The 19,937-nt window shown below is 35.4% G+C and carries 22 protein-coding genes, 2 pseudogenes and 1 riboswitch; of the genes and pseudogenes, 22 read left to right on the forward strand and 2 right to left on the reverse strand.

All coding sequences use genetic code 11. The features are described from left to right. Nucleotides 1–110: 110 nt before the first annotated feature. The 10 genes and pseudogenes from ACIQ7T_RS08520 to gcvPB form a co-directional block, all read left to right on the forward strand. A pseudogene (locus tag ACIQ7T_RS08520) lies at nt 111–695 on the forward strand (ATPase, T2SS/T4P/T4SS family); the annotation flags it as partial. Beyond that, nucleotides 673–1,746 (forward strand): competence type IV pilus assembly protein ComGB, encoded by a 1,074-nt coding sequence (comGB, locus tag ACIQ7T_RS08525; RefSeq protein ID WP_370080499.1) that lies wholly within the window; start codon nt 673–675, stop codon nt 1,744–1,746. The pseudogene ACIQ7T_RS08520 and the gene comGB, both read left to right, overlap by 23 nt. Nucleotides 1,747–1,756: 10 nt before the next feature. After that, on the forward strand, nt 1,757–2,089 hold the full coding sequence (gene comGC / locus ACIQ7T_RS08530; protein ID WP_402869756.1) for a competence type IV pilus major pilin ComGC: 333 nt from the start codon (nt 1,757–1,759) through the stop codon (nt 2,087–2,089). A gap of 3 nt (nt 2,090–2,092) precedes the next feature. Continuing rightward, nucleotides 2,093–2,533 carry a competence type IV pilus minor pilin ComGD gene (comGD, locus tag ACIQ7T_RS08535; protein WP_370080614.1) on the forward strand — a complete coding sequence of 147 codons (441 nt, stop codon included), beginning with the start codon at nt 2,093–2,095 and terminating at the stop codon, nt 2,531–2,533. Next, entirely contained in the window at nt 2,526–2,843 is a 318-nt protein-coding gene (locus ACIQ7T_RS08540) for a hypothetical protein (protein ID WP_370080615.1), read from the forward strand. Before comGD ends, ACIQ7T_RS08540 begins: the two co-directional genes overlap by 8 nt. Beyond that, the gene (comGF, locus tag ACIQ7T_RS08545; protein ID WP_370080617.1) at nt 2,836–3,261 is read left to right on the forward strand and encodes a competence type IV pilus minor pilin ComGF; all 426 of its coding nucleotides are present in this window, start codon (nt 2,836–2,838) and stop codon (nt 3,259–3,261) included. The genes ACIQ7T_RS08540 and comGF overlap by 8 nt, the downstream gene beginning before the upstream one ends. A 197-nt stretch (nt 3,262–3,458) precedes the next feature. Beyond that, the gene (locus tag ACIQ7T_RS08550; RefSeq protein WP_402869759.1) at nt 3,459–3,974 is read left to right on the forward strand and encodes a shikimate kinase; all 516 of its coding nucleotides are present in this window, start codon (nt 3,459–3,461) and stop codon (nt 3,972–3,974) included. 144 nt (nt 3,975–4,118) lie between these two features. Continuing rightward, nucleotides 4,119–4,211: riboswitch (glycine riboswitch) on the forward strand. A 278-nt stretch (nt 4,212–4,489) separates the two neighbouring features. After that, a complete protein-coding gene (gene gcvT / locus ACIQ7T_RS08555) occupies nt 4,490–5,593 on the forward strand; it encodes a glycine cleavage system aminomethyltransferase GcvT (protein WP_402869761.1) in 1,104 nt (367 codons plus the stop codon). Nucleotides 5,594–5,618: 25 nt separating this feature from the next. Continuing rightward, nucleotides 5,619–6,965: an aminomethyl-transferring glycine dehydrogenase subunit GcvPA gene (gene gcvPA / locus ACIQ7T_RS08560; protein WP_402869763.1), complete on the forward strand. Its 1,347-nt coding sequence runs from the start codon at nt 5,619–5,621 to the stop codon at nt 6,963–6,965. Then, nucleotides 6,958–8,421 (forward strand): aminomethyl-transferring glycine dehydrogenase subunit GcvPB, encoded by a 1,464-nt coding sequence (gcvPB, locus tag ACIQ7T_RS08565; RefSeq protein WP_402869765.1) that lies wholly within the window; start codon nt 6,958–6,960, stop codon nt 8,419–8,421. The genes gcvPA and gcvPB overlap by 8 nt, the downstream gene beginning before the upstream one ends. A 266-nt stretch (nt 8,422–8,687) precedes the next feature. Here gcvPB and ACIQ7T_RS08570 read toward each other — a convergent pair. Next, nucleotides 8,688–8,924, reverse strand: a pseudogene (locus ACIQ7T_RS08570) (transposase); the annotation flags it as partial. Between the two features lie 31 nt (nt 8,925–8,955). Next, the gene (locus tag ACIQ7T_RS08575) at nt 8,956–9,144 is read right to left on the reverse strand and encodes a transposase (protein ID WP_402869864.1); all 189 of its coding nucleotides are present in this window, start codon (nt 9,142–9,144) and stop codon (nt 8,956–8,958) included. 122 nt (nt 9,145–9,266) lie between these two features. Here ACIQ7T_RS08575 and ACIQ7T_RS08580 point away from each other — a divergent pair, with 122 nt between their 5' ends. The 12 genes from ACIQ7T_RS08580 to ACIQ7T_RS08635 all read left to right on the forward strand — a co-directional run bounded on the left by ACIQ7T_RS08580 (nt 9,267) and on the right by ACIQ7T_RS08635 (nt 19,914). Beyond that, nucleotides 9,267–9,926, forward strand: coding sequence for a TetR/AcrR family transcriptional regulator (locus tag ACIQ7T_RS08580; protein ID WP_370080627.1), 660 nt, complete (start codon nt 9,267–9,269; stop codon nt 9,924–9,926). After that, nucleotides 9,919–10,656 carry an ABC transporter ATP-binding protein gene (locus ACIQ7T_RS08585; RefSeq protein ID WP_402869766.1) on the forward strand — a complete coding sequence of 246 codons (738 nt, stop codon included), beginning with the start codon at nt 9,919–9,921 and terminating at the stop codon, nt 10,654–10,656. Before ACIQ7T_RS08580 ends, ACIQ7T_RS08585 begins: the two co-directional genes overlap by 8 nt. Next, nucleotides 10,640–11,347 (forward strand): ABC transporter permease, encoded by a 708-nt coding sequence (locus tag ACIQ7T_RS08590; RefSeq protein WP_402869768.1) that lies wholly within the window; start codon nt 10,640–10,642, stop codon nt 11,345–11,347. Before ACIQ7T_RS08585 ends, ACIQ7T_RS08590 begins: the two co-directional genes overlap by 17 nt. A 93-nt stretch (nt 11,348–11,440) precedes the next feature. Beyond that, nucleotides 11,441–12,241 (forward strand): DUF4097 family beta strand repeat-containing protein, encoded by an 801-nt coding sequence (locus ACIQ7T_RS08595; protein ID WP_402869770.1) that lies wholly within the window; start codon nt 11,441–11,443, stop codon nt 12,239–12,241. A gap of 100 nt (nt 12,242–12,341) precedes the next feature. Beyond that, entirely contained in the window at nt 12,342–12,512 is a 171-nt protein-coding gene (locus tag ACIQ7T_RS08600) for a hypothetical protein (protein ID WP_370080635.1), read from the forward strand. 30 nt (nt 12,513–12,542) lie between these two features. Further along, complete coding sequence (locus ACIQ7T_RS08605) at nt 12,543–13,823, forward strand: MFS transporter (protein ID WP_370080637.1); 1,281 nt, start codon at nt 12,543–12,545, stop codon at nt 13,821–13,823. Between the two features lie 52 nt (nt 13,824–13,875). Beyond that, nucleotides 13,876–14,016, forward strand: coding sequence for a thioesterase domain-containing protein (locus tag ACIQ7T_RS08610; protein ID WP_370080639.1), 141 nt, complete (start codon nt 13,876–13,878; stop codon nt 14,014–14,016). Beyond that, nucleotides 13,994–14,161 (forward strand): thioesterase domain-containing protein, encoded by a 168-nt coding sequence (locus ACIQ7T_RS08615; protein WP_370080641.1) that lies wholly within the window; start codon nt 13,994–13,996, stop codon nt 14,159–14,161. Before ACIQ7T_RS08610 ends, ACIQ7T_RS08615 begins: the two co-directional genes overlap by 23 nt. An 804-nt stretch (nt 14,162–14,965) precedes the next feature. Then, the gene (locus tag ACIQ7T_RS08620) at nt 14,966–15,889 is read left to right on the forward strand and encodes a serine/threonine-protein kinase (RefSeq protein WP_402869774.1); all 924 of its coding nucleotides are present in this window, start codon (nt 14,966–14,968) and stop codon (nt 15,887–15,889) included. Between the two features lie 449 nt (nt 15,890–16,338). Continuing rightward, nucleotides 16,339–18,507 (forward strand): transcriptional regulator, encoded by a 2,169-nt coding sequence (locus ACIQ7T_RS08625; protein ID WP_370080645.1) that lies wholly within the window; start codon nt 16,339–16,341, stop codon nt 18,505–18,507. 454 nt (nt 18,508–18,961) lie between these two features. Further along, on the forward strand, nt 18,962–19,387 hold the full coding sequence (locus tag ACIQ7T_RS08630; RefSeq protein ID WP_370080647.1) for a membrane-associated protease 1: 426 nt from the start codon (nt 18,962–18,964) through the stop codon (nt 19,385–19,387). Between the two features lie 92 nt (nt 19,388–19,479). Continuing rightward, a complete protein-coding gene (locus ACIQ7T_RS08635; RefSeq protein WP_370080649.1) occupies nt 19,480–19,914 on the forward strand; it encodes a J domain-containing protein in 435 nt (144 codons plus the stop codon). The last annotated feature ends 23 nt before the right edge of the window (nt 19,915–19,937 follow it).

The following is a 19,937-nucleotide window of genomic DNA, read 5'->3' on the forward strand; positions in this document are numbered from 1 at the left end:
CTCCGTGATGGGTGGTCTTAATTGTGTTTGTAATTAACTATGCGCCTTTCTATAATTGGCTTGGATAATAACAGATATAATAGAAGGAAATGCTTTTGGGAACTTGTACATTCGTGACAGGTGCAACAGGCTCTGGTAAGTCAACATCCTTATATTCTCTAATCCATTACTGTTCGACAGAGCTAAATCGACATGTCATTTCATTGGAGGACCCTGTAGAAAATAATCAAGCTAACCTTTTGCAGATTCAAGTAAACGAACGAGCTGGCGTTACATACGCTACAGGATTAAAGGCTATTTTGCGCCACTCACCTGACGTCATTATGATTGGTGAAATACGTGATAAAGAGACTGCAAAAATCGCAATCGAGGCAGCTTTAACAGGTCATTTAGTAGTTTCGACTATTCATGCGAAAGATTCGATAAACTGCCTTTATCGATTTATTGACTTAGGCGTTTCAGTTGAAGAACTTCGTCAAACTGTGGTCGGTATTGTTGCTCAAACACTTTTCCAATCACCAATAGTTCAAGAAGAACGCCGTGCATTGTTTGAAATATTAAGCGATGTTCATCTTCAAATGGCCATCAAAGCAATTATGCAAAAAACTAGCTTTGAATTACCACATGATTTAACGCTTACAGGTCAAAAAGAATTGATGGAGAGTCAGATCTATGCGAATACGAAAGTTTATTGAAAGAGTTCGATTAAATTACAAAAAGGCAACAAAATGGCGAGTAAGGGAGCAAGCTCATTTTTTTAGTCGATTAAGCGTGTTAATGCAGGAAGGCTACTTATTCCCACAAGCTATTTCTATTCTATTACCCCATCATATTGAAGCGCATGAAGAAATACAAAAGCTAGTCAATGAAAGACTGAGGCAGGGTGTCGGTGTTTTAGGAGTTTTTGAAGCGTTACAAATTCCAAAGCAGCATTTAGTAGCTATTGCAGTTGCCGAAAATAATGGACATATGATTGAGACCTTAAAAGGTGTGGCAAAGCAAATGGCTTTAAGTGAATCGACGAAGAAAAAATTAATGAAGCTACTCTTATATCCAGTAGTGCTCATTATATTTTTGATGCTGTTGTTTTTAGTGTTTCGCACCATTTTCTTTCCTAATATAGAAAAAATGGTGGCAAGTCGAACTGCTGGCACAGAGGAGACAAGCATTGCTTTGTCAAAAGTATTATTGCATTTTCCTGATGCTTTAATTGTCGTAAGCATAGCCGTAATTTGTAGTATTTTCTTTTTTTACCTTTATCTCAAACGCCGTCCGATTGCTCACCGGCTAAATATTATTTTAAAAACGCCATTGATTCGAATTTATATACGAATGTCTTTGACGAGACAATTTGCTGCTTATTTAGGAAGTCTACTCCTAAGTGGCTTTTCTTTACAGGCAAGTCTACAAATTTTAGAGGAACAGCGGCTTCAACCGTTTCTACAATATCTGGCACGATGTATAAAGGAGCGTGTTGTTTTTGGTGATACGCTAACACAAGCTGTTCATTTGATGACGGTTTGGCAGATGGACTTTTCAACATTTGTTGAACATGGAGAGCAAAGTGGTTATCTAGGAAAAGAGCTGGTACTGTACAGCGAATTATTGACAGAAAAGCAAGAGCAACTATTGCATAGAATCCTTGCGTTTGTGCAACCAACCTTTTTTATCATTATTGCAATGTGCATAGTTGCTGCATATGTAAGTTTATTATTACCGATATATCACATGATTGAACTAGTATAGGAGGATAATAATGAAACGTCTAAAGCAGCAAGCTGGATTTACATTGATCGAAATGCTCATCGTTTTGCTAATTATTTCGGTATTAATTTTAATAACAATCCCAAATGTTACGAAACATTTTGCCACCGTCGATGAGAAGGGCTGCAAAGCGTATATCTCTATGGTGCAGGGGCAGGTAGAGGCCTATCGAGTAGATTTTATGGCTTATCCAACAATTGAAGATTTGGTAGCAAAAGGCTATTTAAAGAAAAATGTAACGACTTGTCCTAATAAAGAAGAGATAATGATTACTAATGATGGAGAGGTACGTTTGGCGAAGACTTCTTCCAATAATGGCTCTTAACTAATGGATACTATAAAAAGTGAGCGTGGCTTTACGTTTGTTGAAATGATCATTGTTTTGTTTATCGTTATGTGTTTGTCAGCGGTTGTCGTAAAGTATTCGGTTAAAGCAGAGGAAACTAGGGAGCTTGAGCGATTTTTTACACAAATTCAATTAGATCTGCAATATATACAAACGTATAGCATGCACCAAAGGGAATACATTTCGATGAAGTTTGAGAGTTCATCAAAAAGATATATCATTAAAAAGGATTTTTATACAGAATTATATGAACGTCCTTTTCCTAAAGGGGTTGAAGTCATTCTTTCTTCAAGTTCAATTACCACGATTATTTACAATTACAATGGAAACGTTATGACCCCAGGGACAGTTTATTTTAAAACGCCTCAAGGCACTAAAAAGGTTGTGATTACGTTAGGGCGAGGGAGATCGAGAGTTGAATGAATCTGGTTATTCATTTGTAGAAACAATTTTATCAATCGTCATTGTTATGTTATTATGCACGACATTAATACCGATCAGCTATATGATGAAATCGACTCTTTATAACAAGAAGTTAGAAGTTATCGCAGCTGAAACGGCCTATGAAGGCTTAAAGCGTTATCGCTATTTACAGCAAATGGAAGGCACTAACACCGTTGAAAATGTAGATTTTCAATGGTCTATGAATGGACAGGGGATATGTGTAAGTTTTCAAAATACACGAGAATTACGTAAAAAATGTATACAACTGACAGGTGAAGTAGATGAATGAACGAGGCTATACATTATTAGAAGCGTTATTTCAATTAGTTGTTTTTGTGCTTATTGCACACCTTGTTGTGTTTATTATGCTCTGGTTTGCAGAAATGAAAACAACAGTACTATCTGATGAACAATCAAAGTGGGAGCTTTTTGTTTATGATTTGAATATGTATTTAAATGATATTTCTTCATTTACGATTCGACAAGACCAAAAGAGAATAACCTTCCAGGAAGGACTTACTATTCATTCTATTGATTGTTATAGCAATTTAATTCGTGATCAAGTAAATGGTGGTCATGTACCAATGCTAATTGGTATTAATAAATGTAGGTTCCAATTTGAAAAAGATATGTTAACAGTAGCTGTTGAACTTCCAAGTGGTATCAAAAAGGAGCGAACTTTCTATGTTCCAGTTATTGAAAAATGACAGAGGGGCTATTTTTTTAATCGCAATTGCATTATTATTTTTTGTAACTACTTTTGTTCTTACGTATTGTACGTCTTATGAGATTCAGTTTCGAACATATAATGACCTAGAAAAGCTGAATATTCGAGCTACGATAAATTTATTAGGACAAATTTTGTCAGACAGTGTAGAATCGTAGTTATAAGAAGGTGATTCGAATGCGAAAAATATATTTAGTTGGTTTTATGGGCTCCGGCAAAAGTGCGTTAGGAAGACGTTTAAGCTATTTGTTAAAGATGCCATATTATGATATGGATCATGAGATTGTTCGGCAGCAGGGAATGACAATTCCACAGATATTTGAAAAATATGGAGAAGCACGTTTTCGGGAAATAGAAACAGAATTTTTGAAAAATTTCCGAGACGAAGCTTGTATTATTTCAACAGGTGGTGGGGTAGCGATCAATGCTGAAAATCGAAAAATAATGAGACGCAGTGGGCTCGTGTTTTTTTTAGATGCGACATTCGAAGATATATACAAACGAATACAGCATGATCCGAACAGACCAATAGTACAGAGTTCAACGAAAGAGGAGCTAGAGAAGCTGTATCATTATAGAAGAAGATTCTATCGTGAAACAGGACATATACAAGTGTTAACAGAGGGCAGAACACTCCGCCAAATTCTTGAGTATTTAGTATTCCAAGTCAAAAGGTTAAAAGGCGAACATTGATAAAAATTAATGAGTTGAATGTTCGTGTTTTGATATAGATTAAAAAATGATTGCCTTTTCAATGCAATTAATGTTAGGATATAGACAAATAAGTAACTGAATGTTCATTGAATACTAAATAGTACCAAGATGAATCTTGGGCGGATGATTGTGCGGGGAGAGCACGTGTAGACGTCACCGAAGGAGCAAATAACAAAATGTTATGAATCTCTCAGGTAAAAGGACTCGTACAAGACGCAACTCTGGAGAGAGCTGTAGTACTACAGCCACCAAAGGGGAAAGCCGGCTGATTGGCATTGTAGTAATGCGAGCCAGTCTGGTGTAACTTTCAGGTTTAAGGACAGAGAATCCCGAAAAGGGGTTCGTCTGTCTTTTTTTATGTCTAAATGTTTTGCTAATGATGTTAGTTCCTATTTCTTAATTGAATGAACAAACAGGGGAAGCATGATGCATTAATAAAAGCAGACGAACTACTACCAGTAAAAAATGTAACTACCATTAAGGGGGCAAAAATAATGACGAATGAATTAAAGCGTACACCTCTATTTGAAGAATATGCAAAGTATGGTGGTAAAACAATCGACTTCGGTGGATGGGAATTACCAGTGCAATTCTCTTCTATTAAAGAAGAGCATGATGCAGTACGTAATCGTGCTGGCTTATTTGATGTATCACATATGGGTGAAATTTTAGTAACTGGACCTAATTCACTAGATTTTTTACAAAATCTTTTGACAAATGATATTTCAAAAATTGCAGTAGGTCAAGCGCAATATAATGCAATGTGCTATGAAGATGGTGGCGTTGTTGATGATTTATTAACGTATAAATTAGCAGACAATCATTATTTATTGTGCGTAAATGCGTCAAATATTGAAAAAGATTATGATTGGATGATGGAAAATCAACATCAATATGATGTGACGATTGACAATCAATCAGATGCTTATGCACAAATTGCCTTGCAAGGACCATTAGCAGAAGAGGTTCTTCAAACATTAACAGACACTGATTTAAAAACAATTAAATACTTCCGTTTCCAAGCAGACGTTGAAGTTGCTGGTCATAAAGCATTAGTATCTCGTAGCGGTTACACAGGAGAAGATGGTTTTGAATTATACGGCTCTCCAGAAGATATTAAAGCTTTATGGAATGAAATTTTAGAGGCTGGAAAAGACAAAGGCGTTGTTCCAGCAGGTTTAGGCTGCCGTGATACACTTCGTTTTGAAGCAGGTCTTCCATTATATGGGCAAGAGCTATCAGCAACAATTTCACCTCTAGAAGCTGGTATTGGTTTTGCTGTGAAATTAAATAAAGAGGATTTTCTTGGTCATGATGCATTAGCTGAACAAAAAGAAAATGGACTTTCACGTAAAATTGTAGGTATTGAAATGATCGATAAAGGAATTCCTCGTCATGGCTACAAAGTGTTTAAGGATGGTAAGGAAATCGGTGAAGTAACAACTGGTACACAGCTTCCTTCTTCTAAACGTAATGTTGGTCACGCGTTAATTGACAGCCAATTCACAACTATCGGAACTGAATTAGAAATCGAAATTCGTGGTAAGCACTTAAAGGTAGTAACAGTTGAAACACCGTTTTACAAACGTTCAAAATAAAAGTTGAAAAGAGGGACCTACATTTATGAAACATCGTTATTTACCAATGACGGAGCAAGATAAACAAGAAATGTTAGACGTAATTGGCGTATCCTCAGTTGATGAGTTATTTGGGGATATTCCAGAAAAAGTACGTTTTAAAGGCCTATATGATATTAAAGAAGCAAAATCTGAATCAGCTTTATTAAAAGAATTAACGGCACTTGCTGCGAAAAATAAAGATACAAATGCTAACGTATCGTTTTTAGGTGCAGGCGTATACAACCACTATAAACCAATTATCGTGGACCATGTTATTTCTCGTTCAGAGTTTTACACAGCGTATACTCCATATCAACCAGAAATTTCACAAGGGGAATTACAAGCAATTTTTGAATTCCAAACGATGATTGCAGAGCTTACAGGTATGGATCTTGCAAACTCTTCTATGTATGACGGAGGAACAGCATTAGCGGAAGCGGGTATGCTGGCAGCTGGACATACACGCCGTAAGAAAATTTTAGTATCTGAGGCGGTTCATCCTGAGTATCGTGATGTCGTTGCTACATATGCATACGGTCAATCCATTGAAATTGTTACTGTTCCACAAAAAGATGGTGTGACAGATGTAGAAGCTTTAAAAGAACTAATTGATGACAATACGGCAGCTGTTATTACACAGTATCCTAACTTCTTTGGTCAAATAGAGGACTTACAAGTAATTGGCGATATTGCACATGAAGCAAAAAGTTTATTTGTCGTATCTTCAAATCCACTTTCACTAGGAGTTTTAACACCTCCTGGTAAGCTAGGTGCTGATATTTGTGTAGGGGACGCACAGGTCTTCGGTATTTCTGAAGCATTCGGTGGTCCGCACTGTGGTTTCTTTGCCGTAACAACGAAGCTAATGCGTAAAGTTCCAGGTCGTCTTGTTGGTGAAACAGTAGACGGTGAAGGTCGTCGTGGTTATGTTTTAACATTACAAGCGCGTGAACAACATATCCGTCGTGATAAAGCAACATCTAATATTTGTTCGAACCAAGCGCTTCTTGCACTTGCTGCTTCTGTAGCAATGACTGCTCTAGGTAAACAGGGCGTTCGTGAAATGGCAACGCAAAATATCGCGAAAACTCGCTATGCTAAAAATGCTTTTGAAGCGGCAGGCTTCACAGTAGCATTCCAAGGTGCTCACTTTAACGAAATCGTCGTGAAGACAAATAAATGTGTGAAAGAAATTAATAAAGGCTTAATTGATAAAGGAATCATCGGTGGATATCCTTTAGGTCAAACATATGACTCTCTAAAAAATCACGTGCTAATCGCAGTAACAGAATTACGCACGAAGGAAGAAATTGATGCACTTGTTGCGGAAATGGGGGCTCTTAATGCATAACGAAAATCAATCACTCATTTTTGAAATTTCCAAAGAAGATCGCGTAGGCTACAGCTTAGAAGCACTTGATGTACCAGAGGTTGATCTTGCAGATTTACTGCCAGCAAACTTATTACGCTCGGAAGCATCGGAATTACCAGAGGTATCTGAGCTTGATATTATGCGTCACTATACAGCACTTTCTCGTCGCAACCACGGTGTAGACTCTGGCTTCTACCCTCTTGGTTCTTGTACGATGAAATATAATCCTAAAATTAACGAGGCTGTTGCACGAATTTCTGGTTTTGCAAATGTTCACCCATTACAGGATGAATCAACAGCTCAAGGTGCGATGGAACTTCTTTACAATCTACAAACTTCATTAGTTGAAATTACAGGTATGGATGAAGTGACATTACAACCAGCGGCAGGTGCTCACGGTGAATGGACAGCGTTAATGATGATTCGTGCCTACCATGAAGCAAACGGTGAAGGCCATCGTAATAAAGTTATCGTTCCTGACTCTGCTCACGGTACAAACCCAGCATCGGCAACTGTTGCAGGCTTTGAAACTATCACTGTTAAATCAGATGATAATGGTTTAGTAGATATTGAAGATTTACGCAAAGTAGTTGGTTCTGATACAGCTGCATTAATGCTAACAAATCCAAATACACTTGGTCTATTTGAAGAAAACATTATCGAAATGGCAGAGCTTATCCACTCTGTTGGCGGTAAAGTATACTATGACGGTGCAAACTTAAACGCAGTTATGAGTAAAGCACGTCCTGGTGATATGGGCTTTGACTGCGTACACTTAAATTTACACAAAACATTTACTGGTCCTCACGGTGGCGGTGGCCCAGGTTCAGGTCCAGTAGGTGTAAAAGCAGATTTAATTCCATTCCTTCCAAAACCAGTTTTAGTAAGAACAGAGGAAGGAACATATCACTTCGATTACGACCGTCCACAATCAATCGGACGTGTTAAACCTTACTACGGTAACTTTGGTATCAACGTACGTGCATACACTTATATTCGTACAATGGGTCCAGATGGCTTAAAAGCTGTAACAGAATACGCTGTACTAAACGCGAACTATATGATGCGTCGCTTAGAGCCATTCTATGATCTACCATATAACCGTCATTGTAAACATGAGTTTGTACTATCAGGTCGTCGTCAAAAGAAACTTGGCGTTCGTACTTTAGATATCGCAAAACGTCTGTTAGACTTTGGCTACCATCCACCAACAACTTACTTCCCATTAAATGTGGAAGAGGCACTAATGATCGAGCCAACAGAAACAGAATCAAAAGAAACATTAGATGCATTCTGCGATATTATGATCCAAATTGCAAAAGAAGCAGAAGAAAATCCATCAATCGTACAAGAAGCACCACATACAACAGTCGTAACTCGTCTTGACGAAACACGCGCTGCTCGTACACCAGTGCTTCGCTATCAAAAAGCATAATTAACTGCCTTAAAGCGTCCGATAAGTATTTAAATACTTGTTGGACGCTTTTTTATTTATTTTTGCTAGCCATTTTAAAGGCAAAAATAGGCGGTTCAATAAAGCCGAATTTAGAATAGAACTTGCATAGTGATGGATGGAAGTGTCAAAGTGATGGACAAAACCAGCGAATCGACGGATGGGAAGTCGAGAGCGACGGATAGGAGAGGGGAAATGTCGGTTAAACGTCCAAAATGGAGGGGCGTCACCGGAACGGTCGAGACACTTTGGAGCTGCTGCACCCAGGTCAGTACGTTCCAAAAGAAGTGTTCATAAACAAAACTCGAGGACATTTTGAAATAGAGCGAGCGTTCAGATTTCACCAATTTGCTCGCTACTTTGATCAGACGTGTGCGAATAGTTTGGATTTGAATCGCTTTATATTTTTTCTGGAAACTGAGTAAGCGTACTCAGTTCGTAAAATTATAGGCAAGTAGGCTTATCATCATACTTGCTTCATTGATGAAATTTTCCATATTGTCGGATGTGATGAACTCAATCAAGTAACGCCTGATTCGCCATTTGAAATTGATGAGTTGCTTGCATGTCAAAGCGCTTGAAGAATCTTGATAACGACGGTTGAGAAGTGAGTGCAGGTGTATCAAGCAATTGTGTAAAAATCAGATCATGTGTTAAACAGTCTGCCGAATCATCCTCATGATAACCTGCAATCAGCTGATAAATTTGTTAACGAAGTAGCTGTTAACCTTTTATAAAAGGCTATTACCTTATATTGACAAGGGAAAATTTGTTGTGTATTATGAGTTATAGATACCGACGGTCGGTATTAAAGAGGGGGAAGAAATATGGCAAGAAATAAATATCCAGAACAAACTTTAGAACAAATACTATCTGTATCAACAGTACTCTTTAAAGAAAAAGGTTATGAAAAGACTAGTATACAAGATATTATTGACAAGTTAGGTATGTCGAAGGGAGCGATTTATCACCACTTCAGATCAAAAGAAGAAATATTACTTGCAGTGATGGAGAAACAATTTAGTTATGCTACACAAATGTTTGATAATTTGATTAATAATACTCAAGCAGCTAATTCTAAAGAAAAACTTACGAAGATTTTAGAACACATGGTAGCAGATCCCAAAGCACATTCCATAGACAGTATCTTGATCACGCAGATAAAAAATCCCCAATTTGTCGTGACAGGAATTAAAAATGGTGTGAATAAGGATGCACCTAGTATTGCGAAAATCATGTTAGAGGGAAAAGAGGATGGGTCAATTAATACGGATTTTCCAACTGAATGTGCAGAAATTTTTATGCTGTTAGTAAATATTTGGATTAATCCTATTCTATTTGAACGAGAACATGATGATACAGTTAATCGTTTAAGGTTTTTGCAACAGATGATGAAGGGATTGGGGGCGGATATTGTCAGTGATCAACTGATAAATAAACTATCTGAACATTATTCTGATATTGGAGGATACATTCAAAATGAATAACAATAAAATTGTAGTAAAAACAGAAAATCTGGTAAAAGTACTTTCTAATGTAGAAGTAATAAAAGGATGCAATATGACAGTTCGACAGGGGTCTATTTATGGTTTTTTGGGAGCGAACGGTGCGGGTAAAACAACCATTTTTAAAATTTTAACGGGTCTACTTACACCAACAGTAGGAAAAGTAGAAGTGCTTGGTATGGATGTTACTGTCAATAGGGATAAGATTTTAAGAAACATCGGCAGTATTATCGAAGTGCCTATTTTTTATGAACATCTTTCAGCAGAAGAAAACTTAAGTTTGCATCTTTCTTATTTGAACAGAGAAGAGGTTGATATTTCTAAAGCTTTAGAAAAGGTAGGGCTTGTTAACACAGGTTCACAGCCAGTCTCCAAGTTTTCATTAGGGATGCGACAACGATTAGGAATTGCAAGAGCATTAGTCCATCAACCCAAATTGTTGATATTAGATGAACCGATAAACGGACTAGATCCTTCTGGGATTCGCGATATGAGAAAATTGTTTTTGGATCTTGTGGATAATTATGGAATGACCATTCTGATTTCCAGTCATATTCTCAGTGAAATTGAGCAAATTGCTGATACAGTAAGCATCATTGTTGACGGAGTTATTAAAGGAGAAGCAACGTTGTCCGATATCAAAAAGCAGTATCCTGGTGGAATAGAGGAATTCTACTTTGAAATGATGAATAGGGGTGTCAAAATTGTTTAAATTAATGAAACTGGAGCTAAGACGAAATAATCTTAATACTTACATGAGGTTAAGTATGATTGGATGTATGTTTCTTATTGGATTTATCTATTTTGTAGCTATTGTAGCAAAAGTAGAAAATGAGCCGGATTTTCAAAATTATTCGAATATCTTTTTGTTCACTAGTATCATGAGTATGTTTTTTTTTTCCATCCTCTCCGCAACTATGTTTTCACGGTTTGTAATAGAAGAATATAAGGGGAAAAAGATGATACTTTTATTTTCTTATCCTGTCAATCGAAAAAAAATATTACTTTCTAAAATCGCGGTAGTTGTTGTGTTTTCAATTGCTTCAATGATTATCAGTAATATTCCTCCAATCGTTATTTTTAGTATTACTGAATCTTTCTCACCAATTGTTAATGATACGCTATCCTCAGAATTACTGTTTTCAGTCATTAAAACAATCATTATTTTGTCTATAGGTATGAATGGAATTACCTTAATTGCCATGAGAATAGGTTTTATCAATAAATCAATTCCTAGCACCATTGTGTCAGCTCTCTTGTTATGTGCTCTCTTTGGAAATGCTGTTATAGGCAGTTTTGAGAAAAGTACTTTAAGCCTGATTATATTAGCGATTTCTACAGCTGCAGGAATCATTGCCACAATGAATTTGATGGGGAAAATTAATAGAATCGAAGTGGAATGACTTTGCAAAAAATGACATTTTGATTATTACGTGTTGAAGATTGTTTTTGAATAGCTAAAATATGAAAAAAATAAATGAAAAGGAGAAAACGAAATGGTTGGATATAGTGAATTAATTGATAGAAAAAAAGTTTGTTTAGATCATACGATATCAGATATTGCACTAGATTGGATCACAGGTGATATTCATATTTTTGAAAATGAGAATGATGAAATAAAAGTTGTTCAAATCACAGATACAAAGTTTCCAGAACATAAACTTTTTCATCATACAGTAAAAAACGGAAAGCTTTCCATTACAGATGGTAGGAAAAAGAAGATACAAATTGGATTCAATCTTCATAAAACAAATTTGGAAATATATCTCCCTAAAAAACAATTTGATTCTATTTCTATTGACTGTACTGGAGTTAATTTGTTTGTCGATCATCTTGATACAATAAAATGCAAGTGTCATTTAACATCTGGCACTACTAAACTTTCAGGGAAAATGGAGGAATTTACTTTCCATGCCATCGGATCTAATGTAGAGGGAGATTTTTTGGAAATTCAGAAATTACACTTACAGACGACAGCAACTAAAATAGATTTTTCGGGAAAATTTTCGGATCTAAATGTCAATGCAACTGGTAGAACTATTACAGTGAGTTCCTCAACTATGTTACAGAAAATCAAATCGATTTCTACAGGAGCAAATTTGAAAGTAGAGATCCCAGAAAATGACGGTTTTTCGTGTCATTTAAAAAAACTTTCAGGAAACTTTAAAAGCGATTTTTCTTTAATGCACTCTGGAGATTCTTATATATACAAAAATGGAAAGAATATATTTAGTGCCGAAATTAGAGGCGGTTCTTTTTCAATATCAAAAATTTTAAATACAACTAGTGATAACTGAAGTAGAATGCTACTTCAGTAAGTATCAAGAGAAGAAAGGTCTAGTGAGTTTTTACTTGATTTGACATATTATAATTCATCTTTATAAAGGAGAAAAAAACATGGAAATCCCATTTTTAGTAGGAACAGGAGTAGCTGTATTGGTGTTGTTAGTAGGGATTTTTGGATTAGTCAGTAAGAAGAACGGGAAACCCAACAAGTGGGCCTGGTGGTTGATAATAATTGCATGCTGTGCGTTTGTTAGTGCAATTATTAATTATGGCTTAATTTAAACAAATAATTATTGGGAGGCATTCTTGGAATTGGCTACTTTAAATAGAAACTTTGGAGTATTAGTTATTTGTCAGGTGATTACTTTATTTGGAAGCTCCATTTTAAGGTTTGCATTATCATTGTATATCCTTGATCTAACTGGATCAGCAACAATATTTGGCTTAATATTAGCAGTTTCAACAATTCCTACTATATTTTTAGCGCCTATCGGTGGTGCTATTGCCGATCGCACCAACCGAAGAAATTTGTTGGTAATACTTGATGTTATTAGTAGTGTCATAGTTGGCGGATTGGCAATATTTTTATTTACTAGTGAAACATCCATTATTCCGATGATTGGGATTGTTATGACTTTAATGATGATAGTTAGTGCTTTTTACCAACCTACTGTACAGGCAAGTATTCCTGTATTAGTGGAACAAGAAAAACTACTAGGGGCAAATGGTGTTGTGTCAGGAGTTTCTTCTATAACTAATTTTGCAGGTCCAGTTTTGGGAGGACTTTTATATAGTATCTCAGGCATTGAAATGATCGTCATTATAACTTGTATCAGTTTTTTCCTCTCAGCTGTATTAGAGCTGTTCATAAAAATCCCATTTGAAAAGAGAGATCAACCTTATGGGGCAGTGAAGACAACTCTTCTGGATATTAAGGATGGAGTGTCATACATCGTAAAGGATAATCCATTTATATCCAAAGTAATATTAATAGCTGCAGCATTAAATTTATTTATTACACCACTATTTTTAGTAGGGATTCCGTATATTATCAAGATCACTTTAGGTATGAGCGATAGTTTATTTGGAATAACCCAAGGTGGTATTTCTTTGAGTATGATATTTGCGGCTATTGCAATTGGTATTATTTCAAAAAAACTTAAAGTAAATAATCTGTATCTCTGGTTTGTTGCAAGTGGATTTCTATTTATTCCAATGGCACTTACCATTTATCCTGAATTTGTAAATAATAATGGGGAAATAACCCTACAATACCTTATTTTCTTGTTAAGTTCAATGCTAATTATGTTCGCTATTACCATTATTAATATATTTATCATTACATTACTGCAACAACAAACTCCAAATTTATTGCTAGGAAAGGTAATGGCAATTTTAACAGCGGTTTCGACTTGTTCGGTACCTGTTGGTCAAGTATTATTTGGTACATTAATTGATAGATTTGCAGACTATGTATATACATTAGTATTTGCAGTAGCAGTTATAACAATCTTATTGGCATTAGTGACAAAAAGATTGTTTAGCACAGTTGAACAAGTTGATATCAATCAGAAAGTATCAGCGAGTAAATAAAAGTAGTAAATGTATACAAAGCAAAAGGTGGAGTAGAATCGAGGAATGAATGGTGAAAGATATTAAATTGTTTTGCTTACCTTATGCTGGTGGATCTGCTGTAATGTACAACTCACTTGAAAAATACATCAATGAAGTAATTGAAATTATTCCACTTGAGTATTCGGGACATGGAGAAAGAATTTTATTGTAATTTCAAAGAAATGGTCAGTGATATAGCAATAACTATTATAGAAAAATTAACTGATGCACCATTTGCCCTTCTTGGATATAGTATGGGAAGTTTAGTAGCATATGAAGTATACTATTTAAACCTTTTGATGAGCATAGTTGGATAGATGTGGGGATTGGTGGGTCTTGTAGCCAGTCAAATACTTGAGCACCACTTAAACTAGGATATTCTTGAAGCCAGTTCACAATCCAATCGCGCTAAAGATCTAACTTTTTCTTTCGTTCAATTGAACCAAATTCTTCAACTGCTTCTTCAAATGTCATAGCCATATATTTATAAACTGTTTTTCGTGCTATTTCAATTGTTTAGCAATCTGTGATATTCGAAGTTTTCGTTCCCGTAACCGATGTATTTCTAGGTATAACATAAGCTTTTCCTATATTGGTTCAGCCCCTGTAAATGGGTAATTCTAGTTTGCTTGAATTGGCTTTATCGGTGAAAAAGTGTTCAAATGAAATGAGCAAAATCTGTTGATTTTATTTTAGCGGTTATAATAGAACTATCAAAAAGATGGTTAGAATCGGCGAAGTGACTTATAGCACCAGCAAAGTGCCGGGAAAAAACAAAGCAACAGCTTCACATTGTGCCTAACACCACCATACGATGTAGAACTACTATAAGAGAACTATTTAATATAAGGGTGTACGTTGATATACTTACATTAATTTATATTTTAGTTAAAATAATGGTCGCAACCAAAAGTTGCGGGTGACAGTTGTTAAAACGTATGCCATTTATCTTTCACTAGTAGAAGACTCCTATCTCTAAGGTGGTGAAGTGTGCGGATGCGATCCCCTATCAGTGGGTGTCCTAACACCTACTAAATGACAGGCGAAATCAACCACACGTTATGGTGATGATGTAATAAATTGTTCGTAATTCATGTGTTGAAAGGGATGATCGATCAAAAATGCAAGCGACTGAAGTTGAATTGGGCTTACCGGCAAACAGCGTTCTGAATGATACATATAAAATAAAAGAAGTTATTGCTACTAGTAAATTGTCCTTTGTTTATATTGCAGAAAATACTCAAGAAGGGAATCAGCTAATTATTAAGGAGTTCTTTCCGAATGACATTGCTTTACGGGATTTGGATAATAAAACAGTCATTAATCGTTTGCCTTCAACAAAGGAGAAATTCGAGGATTTAAAAGCTATTTTTCTAAATGAAGCGTTAATTATGCAGCAAATAAATCATCGTAATATGGTCAAATATATTGACCACTTTGAAGAAAATGAGTCGATTTATATCATTATGGAGTATTATGAAGGAACGTTATTGGATCAATATTTAAAGGATTATCCTATTAATGATAGAGTTCATTTATACACTAATATTTTTCTCCCTCTTATTGATGCTTTATGCTATTTACATAAGAAAGGCATACTCCATCGTGACATTAAACCAAATAATATTTTGATTGATTCTGAAGGTAATCCATATTTACTAGATTTCGGTTCAGCGACTTTTTATAAAATAGATGAAAATTATCAAATATTTACTAGCGCGGGATATTCTCCTCTTGAGCAATATTCGACTATATCTGAGCAAGGTGTATATACAGATGTTTATAGTTTAGCAGCAACATTTTATTATTCTTTGACTGATGTTATTCCACCTGATATATCGCAGCGGTTGATAGAGGATAATATTAAGAATGTAAGAATATACAATAATAAGGTGAGTACTCTTTTATCTCAAACTATAATGTGGGGGCTGGCCGTGCAAGCGAAGAAGAGGTGCTCTTCATTAAAATATATGAAATTGGTCATTACTATTGAAGATATTGTCAATAGGATAATGAACCATTTTAAGGAAAATAATTCAAACTGACCAATAATTTAGGTAATGTGATTCTATGTTATCATTTTACAATTAAAGGTAGGTGCTTACGAAGCAGCTTATGGTGTAAAAAAAATACGCTATAAGCTGTTTTTTAATAAAAAAAAATGAATACATACACTTTATTCGTTAAAATATCATAAATTTCTCAATGCTTATTTTTTACCATGCACCCAATTAAATACATTTATTTTACAAAATATTCAAATGTAAATATTGACAATATAATTAGATGTTGTATAGTTACTTTGTGATACATATTGTCATCAGTGATGTAGAAGTAGGTGGTTAAGAATACAATTCTAACTGTATATTCTTTATCTTGTGTTACCATTTTATTACTTAATAGTCAATTTTTATTTAGTGCTCACTGATGATTATGCTTACTCGAAATTCGTTACAAAAGGGAGGGATGGCTGTATAATCATACGGCCGACTGAATGGAGATTATTAGTCAAACAAACAGAACCATGCTCTTTGAGGAAATTAATCCGGAAAAAATGGATTTAATTACGCTTGTTGGAGATGTAAAAGGAATTGACAGCCTTAGTGATGAAAAGATCAAAGAAATGAATGAATACCTTCTTGTCAAAAGCTTCGATGAATTTTTAGACAAGTTTTCTCCAACGGTTTATTCATTCTACAATGCTGCTAACCAAAAGGTTATGTATACATTAAAGAAACCAGAAGGAATTCAAGATGACTGTATTTCTGAAATAGCAATTGACCAAAATAATGATTTTTTGAAAATGCTCTTTACTCTAATTGATACGAAAAGAAGTCAGGGTATTGCGAATGTTGATTTTAAATTTGAAAATTTGCTAGATATGATCTCTCCTAAAAAGGTTATGGACGACATTCGACAAGTCAGAAAAGAAATCCATTACCTATACGGTGAATATGACAAATTAGATGACGGTGATCCAAAAAAATTGGATACAGGGGACAAGCTAAACTTGATGTTTGAAGTAGCAAGTAGAAATTACAACAATGTCATGGCGATGCTTCCTTTAGCAATTGAGGATATTAAAACAAGACTATTGTTAGGTGTTAATCAGGATGAAGATGAATCCGAAAAATTACAAATTGGGACACTTTCTATCGGTGATAATGGTGAATTAAAAATCATAGAGGCACCGCAAAATAATAGCTCAGAACTGATGGTTATTGAAGAAAATAGTAACTATGGTTTAAGCACAGTTTTTGAAGAGGATTATGAGGCGATTACAGAATCACCATCCTCCTATGTCAAAGATTTAGTCGTTAGAACTTTCTCTCCGTTACCAGCTGTGAAGGCAGAATTTGATGTAGAGACTGAAGTACAAAATTACAATACATACTTAGAATTCTATAAGGATGCTAAGGATGAATTTGTAAAAACTGTAAAGCCATTAATGGAAAAGCTATTGGGCGTAAAAATGTACTTCGACCAGTATGCAACTAAAAACAAAGGTATGCAGCCTTCGTTACTTGTAACGAACACAAAGTTAGATATGCTCGTTAAAAGTAATAATCTACCACGATTACGCACGTATTTAAATACAGTTAACTCGAAAAATGACTTTACAGATACGGTGTGGTATGGAATTGTTCCTGCTCTGGAACTAGAGGCATCTGGAAAAATGAAAGTAAGCAGAGCTAGATTTAAAGGGAACGATAAGGTTGCCAAGCAAGAAGGCAATACAATGGAATCGTTATCTATTCTTTTAGATACTGTGAAAGATTATAAAGTACAGATCTTCTTCAACTTCATGGCGGAAGAAGAAACGACTTTCAGTGGAATTGCTACTGCAGGTATTGATCGCCTAATCGATAAATGCTCAGTGCTTGTTCGAAAAGATTATAGTGAGTTTGCGATACCATGTTTACCGAACTTCACTATTATTCCTAAAGATAAATCAGGTGTAATCATTGATACAAGAATGCAGACAACAGAAAATGGAGCACGATTATCTAAAGAGAAAGAGGATATTTTAAAGCTTTGGATAGAGGGCGTCTATGTTGGTGCTAGCTATGTAGCAGCAGGTATCGTTTCAGCTTATCAATGTCCAGAATATTTGAAAGACTCATTCAGAAATGTTCAGAGAAATTATCCTGGTGTACGATTCGATATCGAAGCGGGTGATAACTCACTTAAAGCCGTTACAACAATGGCAAAAGAAATCTCAGGATTTACTAATAATATTAAAGATGCTATTAACAGCAGAAGCTTTGGCTTTGTATTCTCTTCGGAAAATGCGCAGCTGCAAGATAAAGATATTAAACGTATTACTGTGTATAAAGCTAGAAGTCTAGCGATGGAAGAAGATGGATTTGATTCAATCTACAAAACACAAGTTAGTACGTATATTGAGAGAATTTTACGATTCCAATCAGGCGACTTTAAGCACGAAAATATCGTTCGATTCTTTAGTAATAATCCAAGTAGCCAAAAAAGCAAATGGCTTCAAGAAAAAGGCTATGTAAACTCCATTATTCACGATGGAGATGACATCGGCTACATTATCGATGAAAAAACAAGCACATGTCAGATTGACCTAGTGTTTAACGGTAATGTGAAGAATCTTGAAGTCATGATTACAAAGGCAAGTAGTGCTGTTAAGGCCTAACAAGTTTACACAGACAATCAAAAACTTTTTAACTTCTTTCAGCATATCTCTTTTGTACCGAAAGCGAAGCGGCAGGTACAGAAGTCTCCCACCTCTATAGGTGGTGAGATGAATGCGAATTTAAGCTACTTTTCAGCGAGTATCCAAACACCCGCTGAAAGAAGTTAAAGCCTCCGGCGGATGTCACGGAATCGGAAAGGAATTCTTTGTGCAAGCACAAAGCCGATTCCGGACGCAATTATGCCGAGGCATAATTGATGTAGTATGTTTAAGATTTACTCATAAATCTTTTAACATAAATAGAATCTTCCATAAATTTGCAAGGTGAAAACATTACATATTTCTTCATGTTTAATGTGTTTGCATTAGGCGTGGAGAAATGCATACAGCTAGTTATAAATTCACCTAAAGCAATTTATTGAGACGATTCAACAAATACTAGGAGGTACTAAAAATGGGTTTTGTATTAAAAGTAGAAGGATCAGAAGCAATTGAACTAGGGTTAGATAGCATTATGTCTGTTCAGTATGAAACAGACACTCCAGATGACTCTAACGCACGTTCTACAGATGTAGGAGCAACTTTAAAAATAAGAGGTAAAATCCTTACTGCAACTGATGGTGACAATTCTGATGATACGATGAAATTAGGATTGTGGTCATTAGTACCAGCTGAAAAAGCTGACTGTTACCGTAAAGTAACATTAGAAGTTATTTCTGCTGATCAAGTAGTAAGAAAAATTAATTTCCCAAATGCTTTTGTCGTTGACTATTCAGAAAAATATGGTGACACAGAAGGTATTGGTGAATTTTTCTTATTCATTAAGCAAAAGAAAGACAAAACAGACTTGGCGAAAATCGAAGGCGGCTACGCTGTCTAAGATTGTTGCTTGATAGACACTCCACATTATCTAAGGGACTTTCATAGTTCCTTAGATAATTTTGAATAATCCTAATACTGGGGATGAAAAACATGAAAACGCATTATGAAACTTTAGGTGTCAGTAGAGATGCTACACCAGAACAAATAAAACTCGCTTATCGAAAACTATCAAAAAAACATCATCCAGACGTGAGCGGTGGAAACAAAGAATCTGAAAAGATTTTTTTAGCAGTGACAGAGGCATACAAAGTACTGAAGGATCAAACTTCAAGAGAAGCATATGATGCTCAACTAGATGGGGCTGGTCAAAGTTGGAGTAATGGACAAACTTATGAAAAACAGTCTACACGCCAACAGTCTACTGAAAAAAAGCCAGATTTTAATATGAGCAATATTGAAAAAAACTTTGAGCACTTTTTTGGCTTTAATCCTAAAACGAAAGAAATGGGATCAACCCTTAACAAGAATGCAAAGAAGAATCCACTAGATACAACAGATTTATTTGAACGTTTTTTTAACAAGTAAAACGAAGCCATAGCTAGTATGAA

The sequence above is a fragment of the Lysinibacillus sp. NPDC096212 genome (genome assembly GCF_044763105.1).
GTDB lineage: Bacteria > Bacillota > Bacilli > Bacillales_A > Planococcaceae > Lysinibacillus.

Bases quoted from the DNA above. Each gene is read 5' to 3' on its own strand.
- comGB (WP_370080499.1), top strand. From the start codon at position 673: ATGCGAATACGAAAGTTTATTGAAAGAGTTCGATTAAATTACAAAAAG.
- comGC (WP_402869756.1), top strand. From the start codon at position 1,757: ATGAAACGTCTAAAGCAGCAAGCTGGATTTACATTGATCGAAATGCTC.
- comGD (WP_370080614.1), top strand. From the start codon at position 2,093: ATGGATACTATAAAAAGTGAGCGTGGCTTTACGTTTGTTGAAATGATC.
- comGF (WP_370080617.1), top strand. From the start codon at position 2,836: ATGAATGAACGAGGCTATACATTATTAGAAGCGTTATTTCAATTAGTT.
- ACIQ7T_RS08550 (WP_402869759.1), top strand. From the start codon at position 3,459: ATGCGAAAAATATATTTAGTTGGTTTTATGGGCTCCGGCAAAAGTGCG.
- gcvT (WP_402869761.1), top strand. From the start codon at position 4,490: ATGACGAATGAATTAAAGCGTACACCTCTATTTGAAGAATATGCAAAG.
- gcvPA (WP_402869763.1), top strand. From the start codon at position 5,619: ATGAAACATCGTTATTTACCAATGACGGAGCAAGATAAACAAGAAATG.
- gcvPB (WP_402869765.1), top strand. From the start codon at position 6,958: ATGCATAACGAAAATCAATCACTCATTTTTGAAATTTCCAAAGAAGAT.
- ACIQ7T_RS08580 (WP_370080627.1), top strand. From the start codon at position 9,267: ATGGCAAGAAATAAATATCCAGAACAAACTTTAGAACAAATACTATCT.
- ACIQ7T_RS08585 (WP_402869766.1), top strand. From the start codon at position 9,919: ATGAATAACAATAAAATTGTAGTAAAAACAGAAAATCTGGTAAAAGTA.
- ACIQ7T_RS08595 (WP_402869770.1), top strand. From the start codon at position 11,441: ATGGTTGGATATAGTGAATTAATTGATAGAAAAAAAGTTTGTTTAGAT.
- ACIQ7T_RS08600 (WP_370080635.1), top strand. From the start codon at position 12,342: ATGGAAATCCCATTTTTAGTAGGAACAGGAGTAGCTGTATTGGTGTTG.
- ACIQ7T_RS08615 (WP_370080641.1), top strand. From the start codon at position 13,994: ATGGAGAAAGAATTTTATTGTAATTTCAAAGAAATGGTCAGTGATATA.
- ACIQ7T_RS08620 (WP_402869774.1), top strand. From the start codon at position 14,966: ATGCAAGCGACTGAAGTTGAATTGGGCTTACCGGCAAACAGCGTTCTG.
- ACIQ7T_RS08625 (WP_370080645.1), top strand. From the start codon at position 16,339: ATGGAGATTATTAGTCAAACAAACAGAACCATGCTCTTTGAGGAAATT.
- ACIQ7T_RS08630 (WP_370080647.1), top strand. From the start codon at position 18,962: ATGGGTTTTGTATTAAAAGTAGAAGGATCAGAAGCAATTGAACTAGGG.
- ACIQ7T_RS08635 (WP_370080649.1), top strand. From the start codon at position 19,480: ATGAAAACGCATTATGAAACTTTAGGTGTCAGTAGAGATGCTACACCA.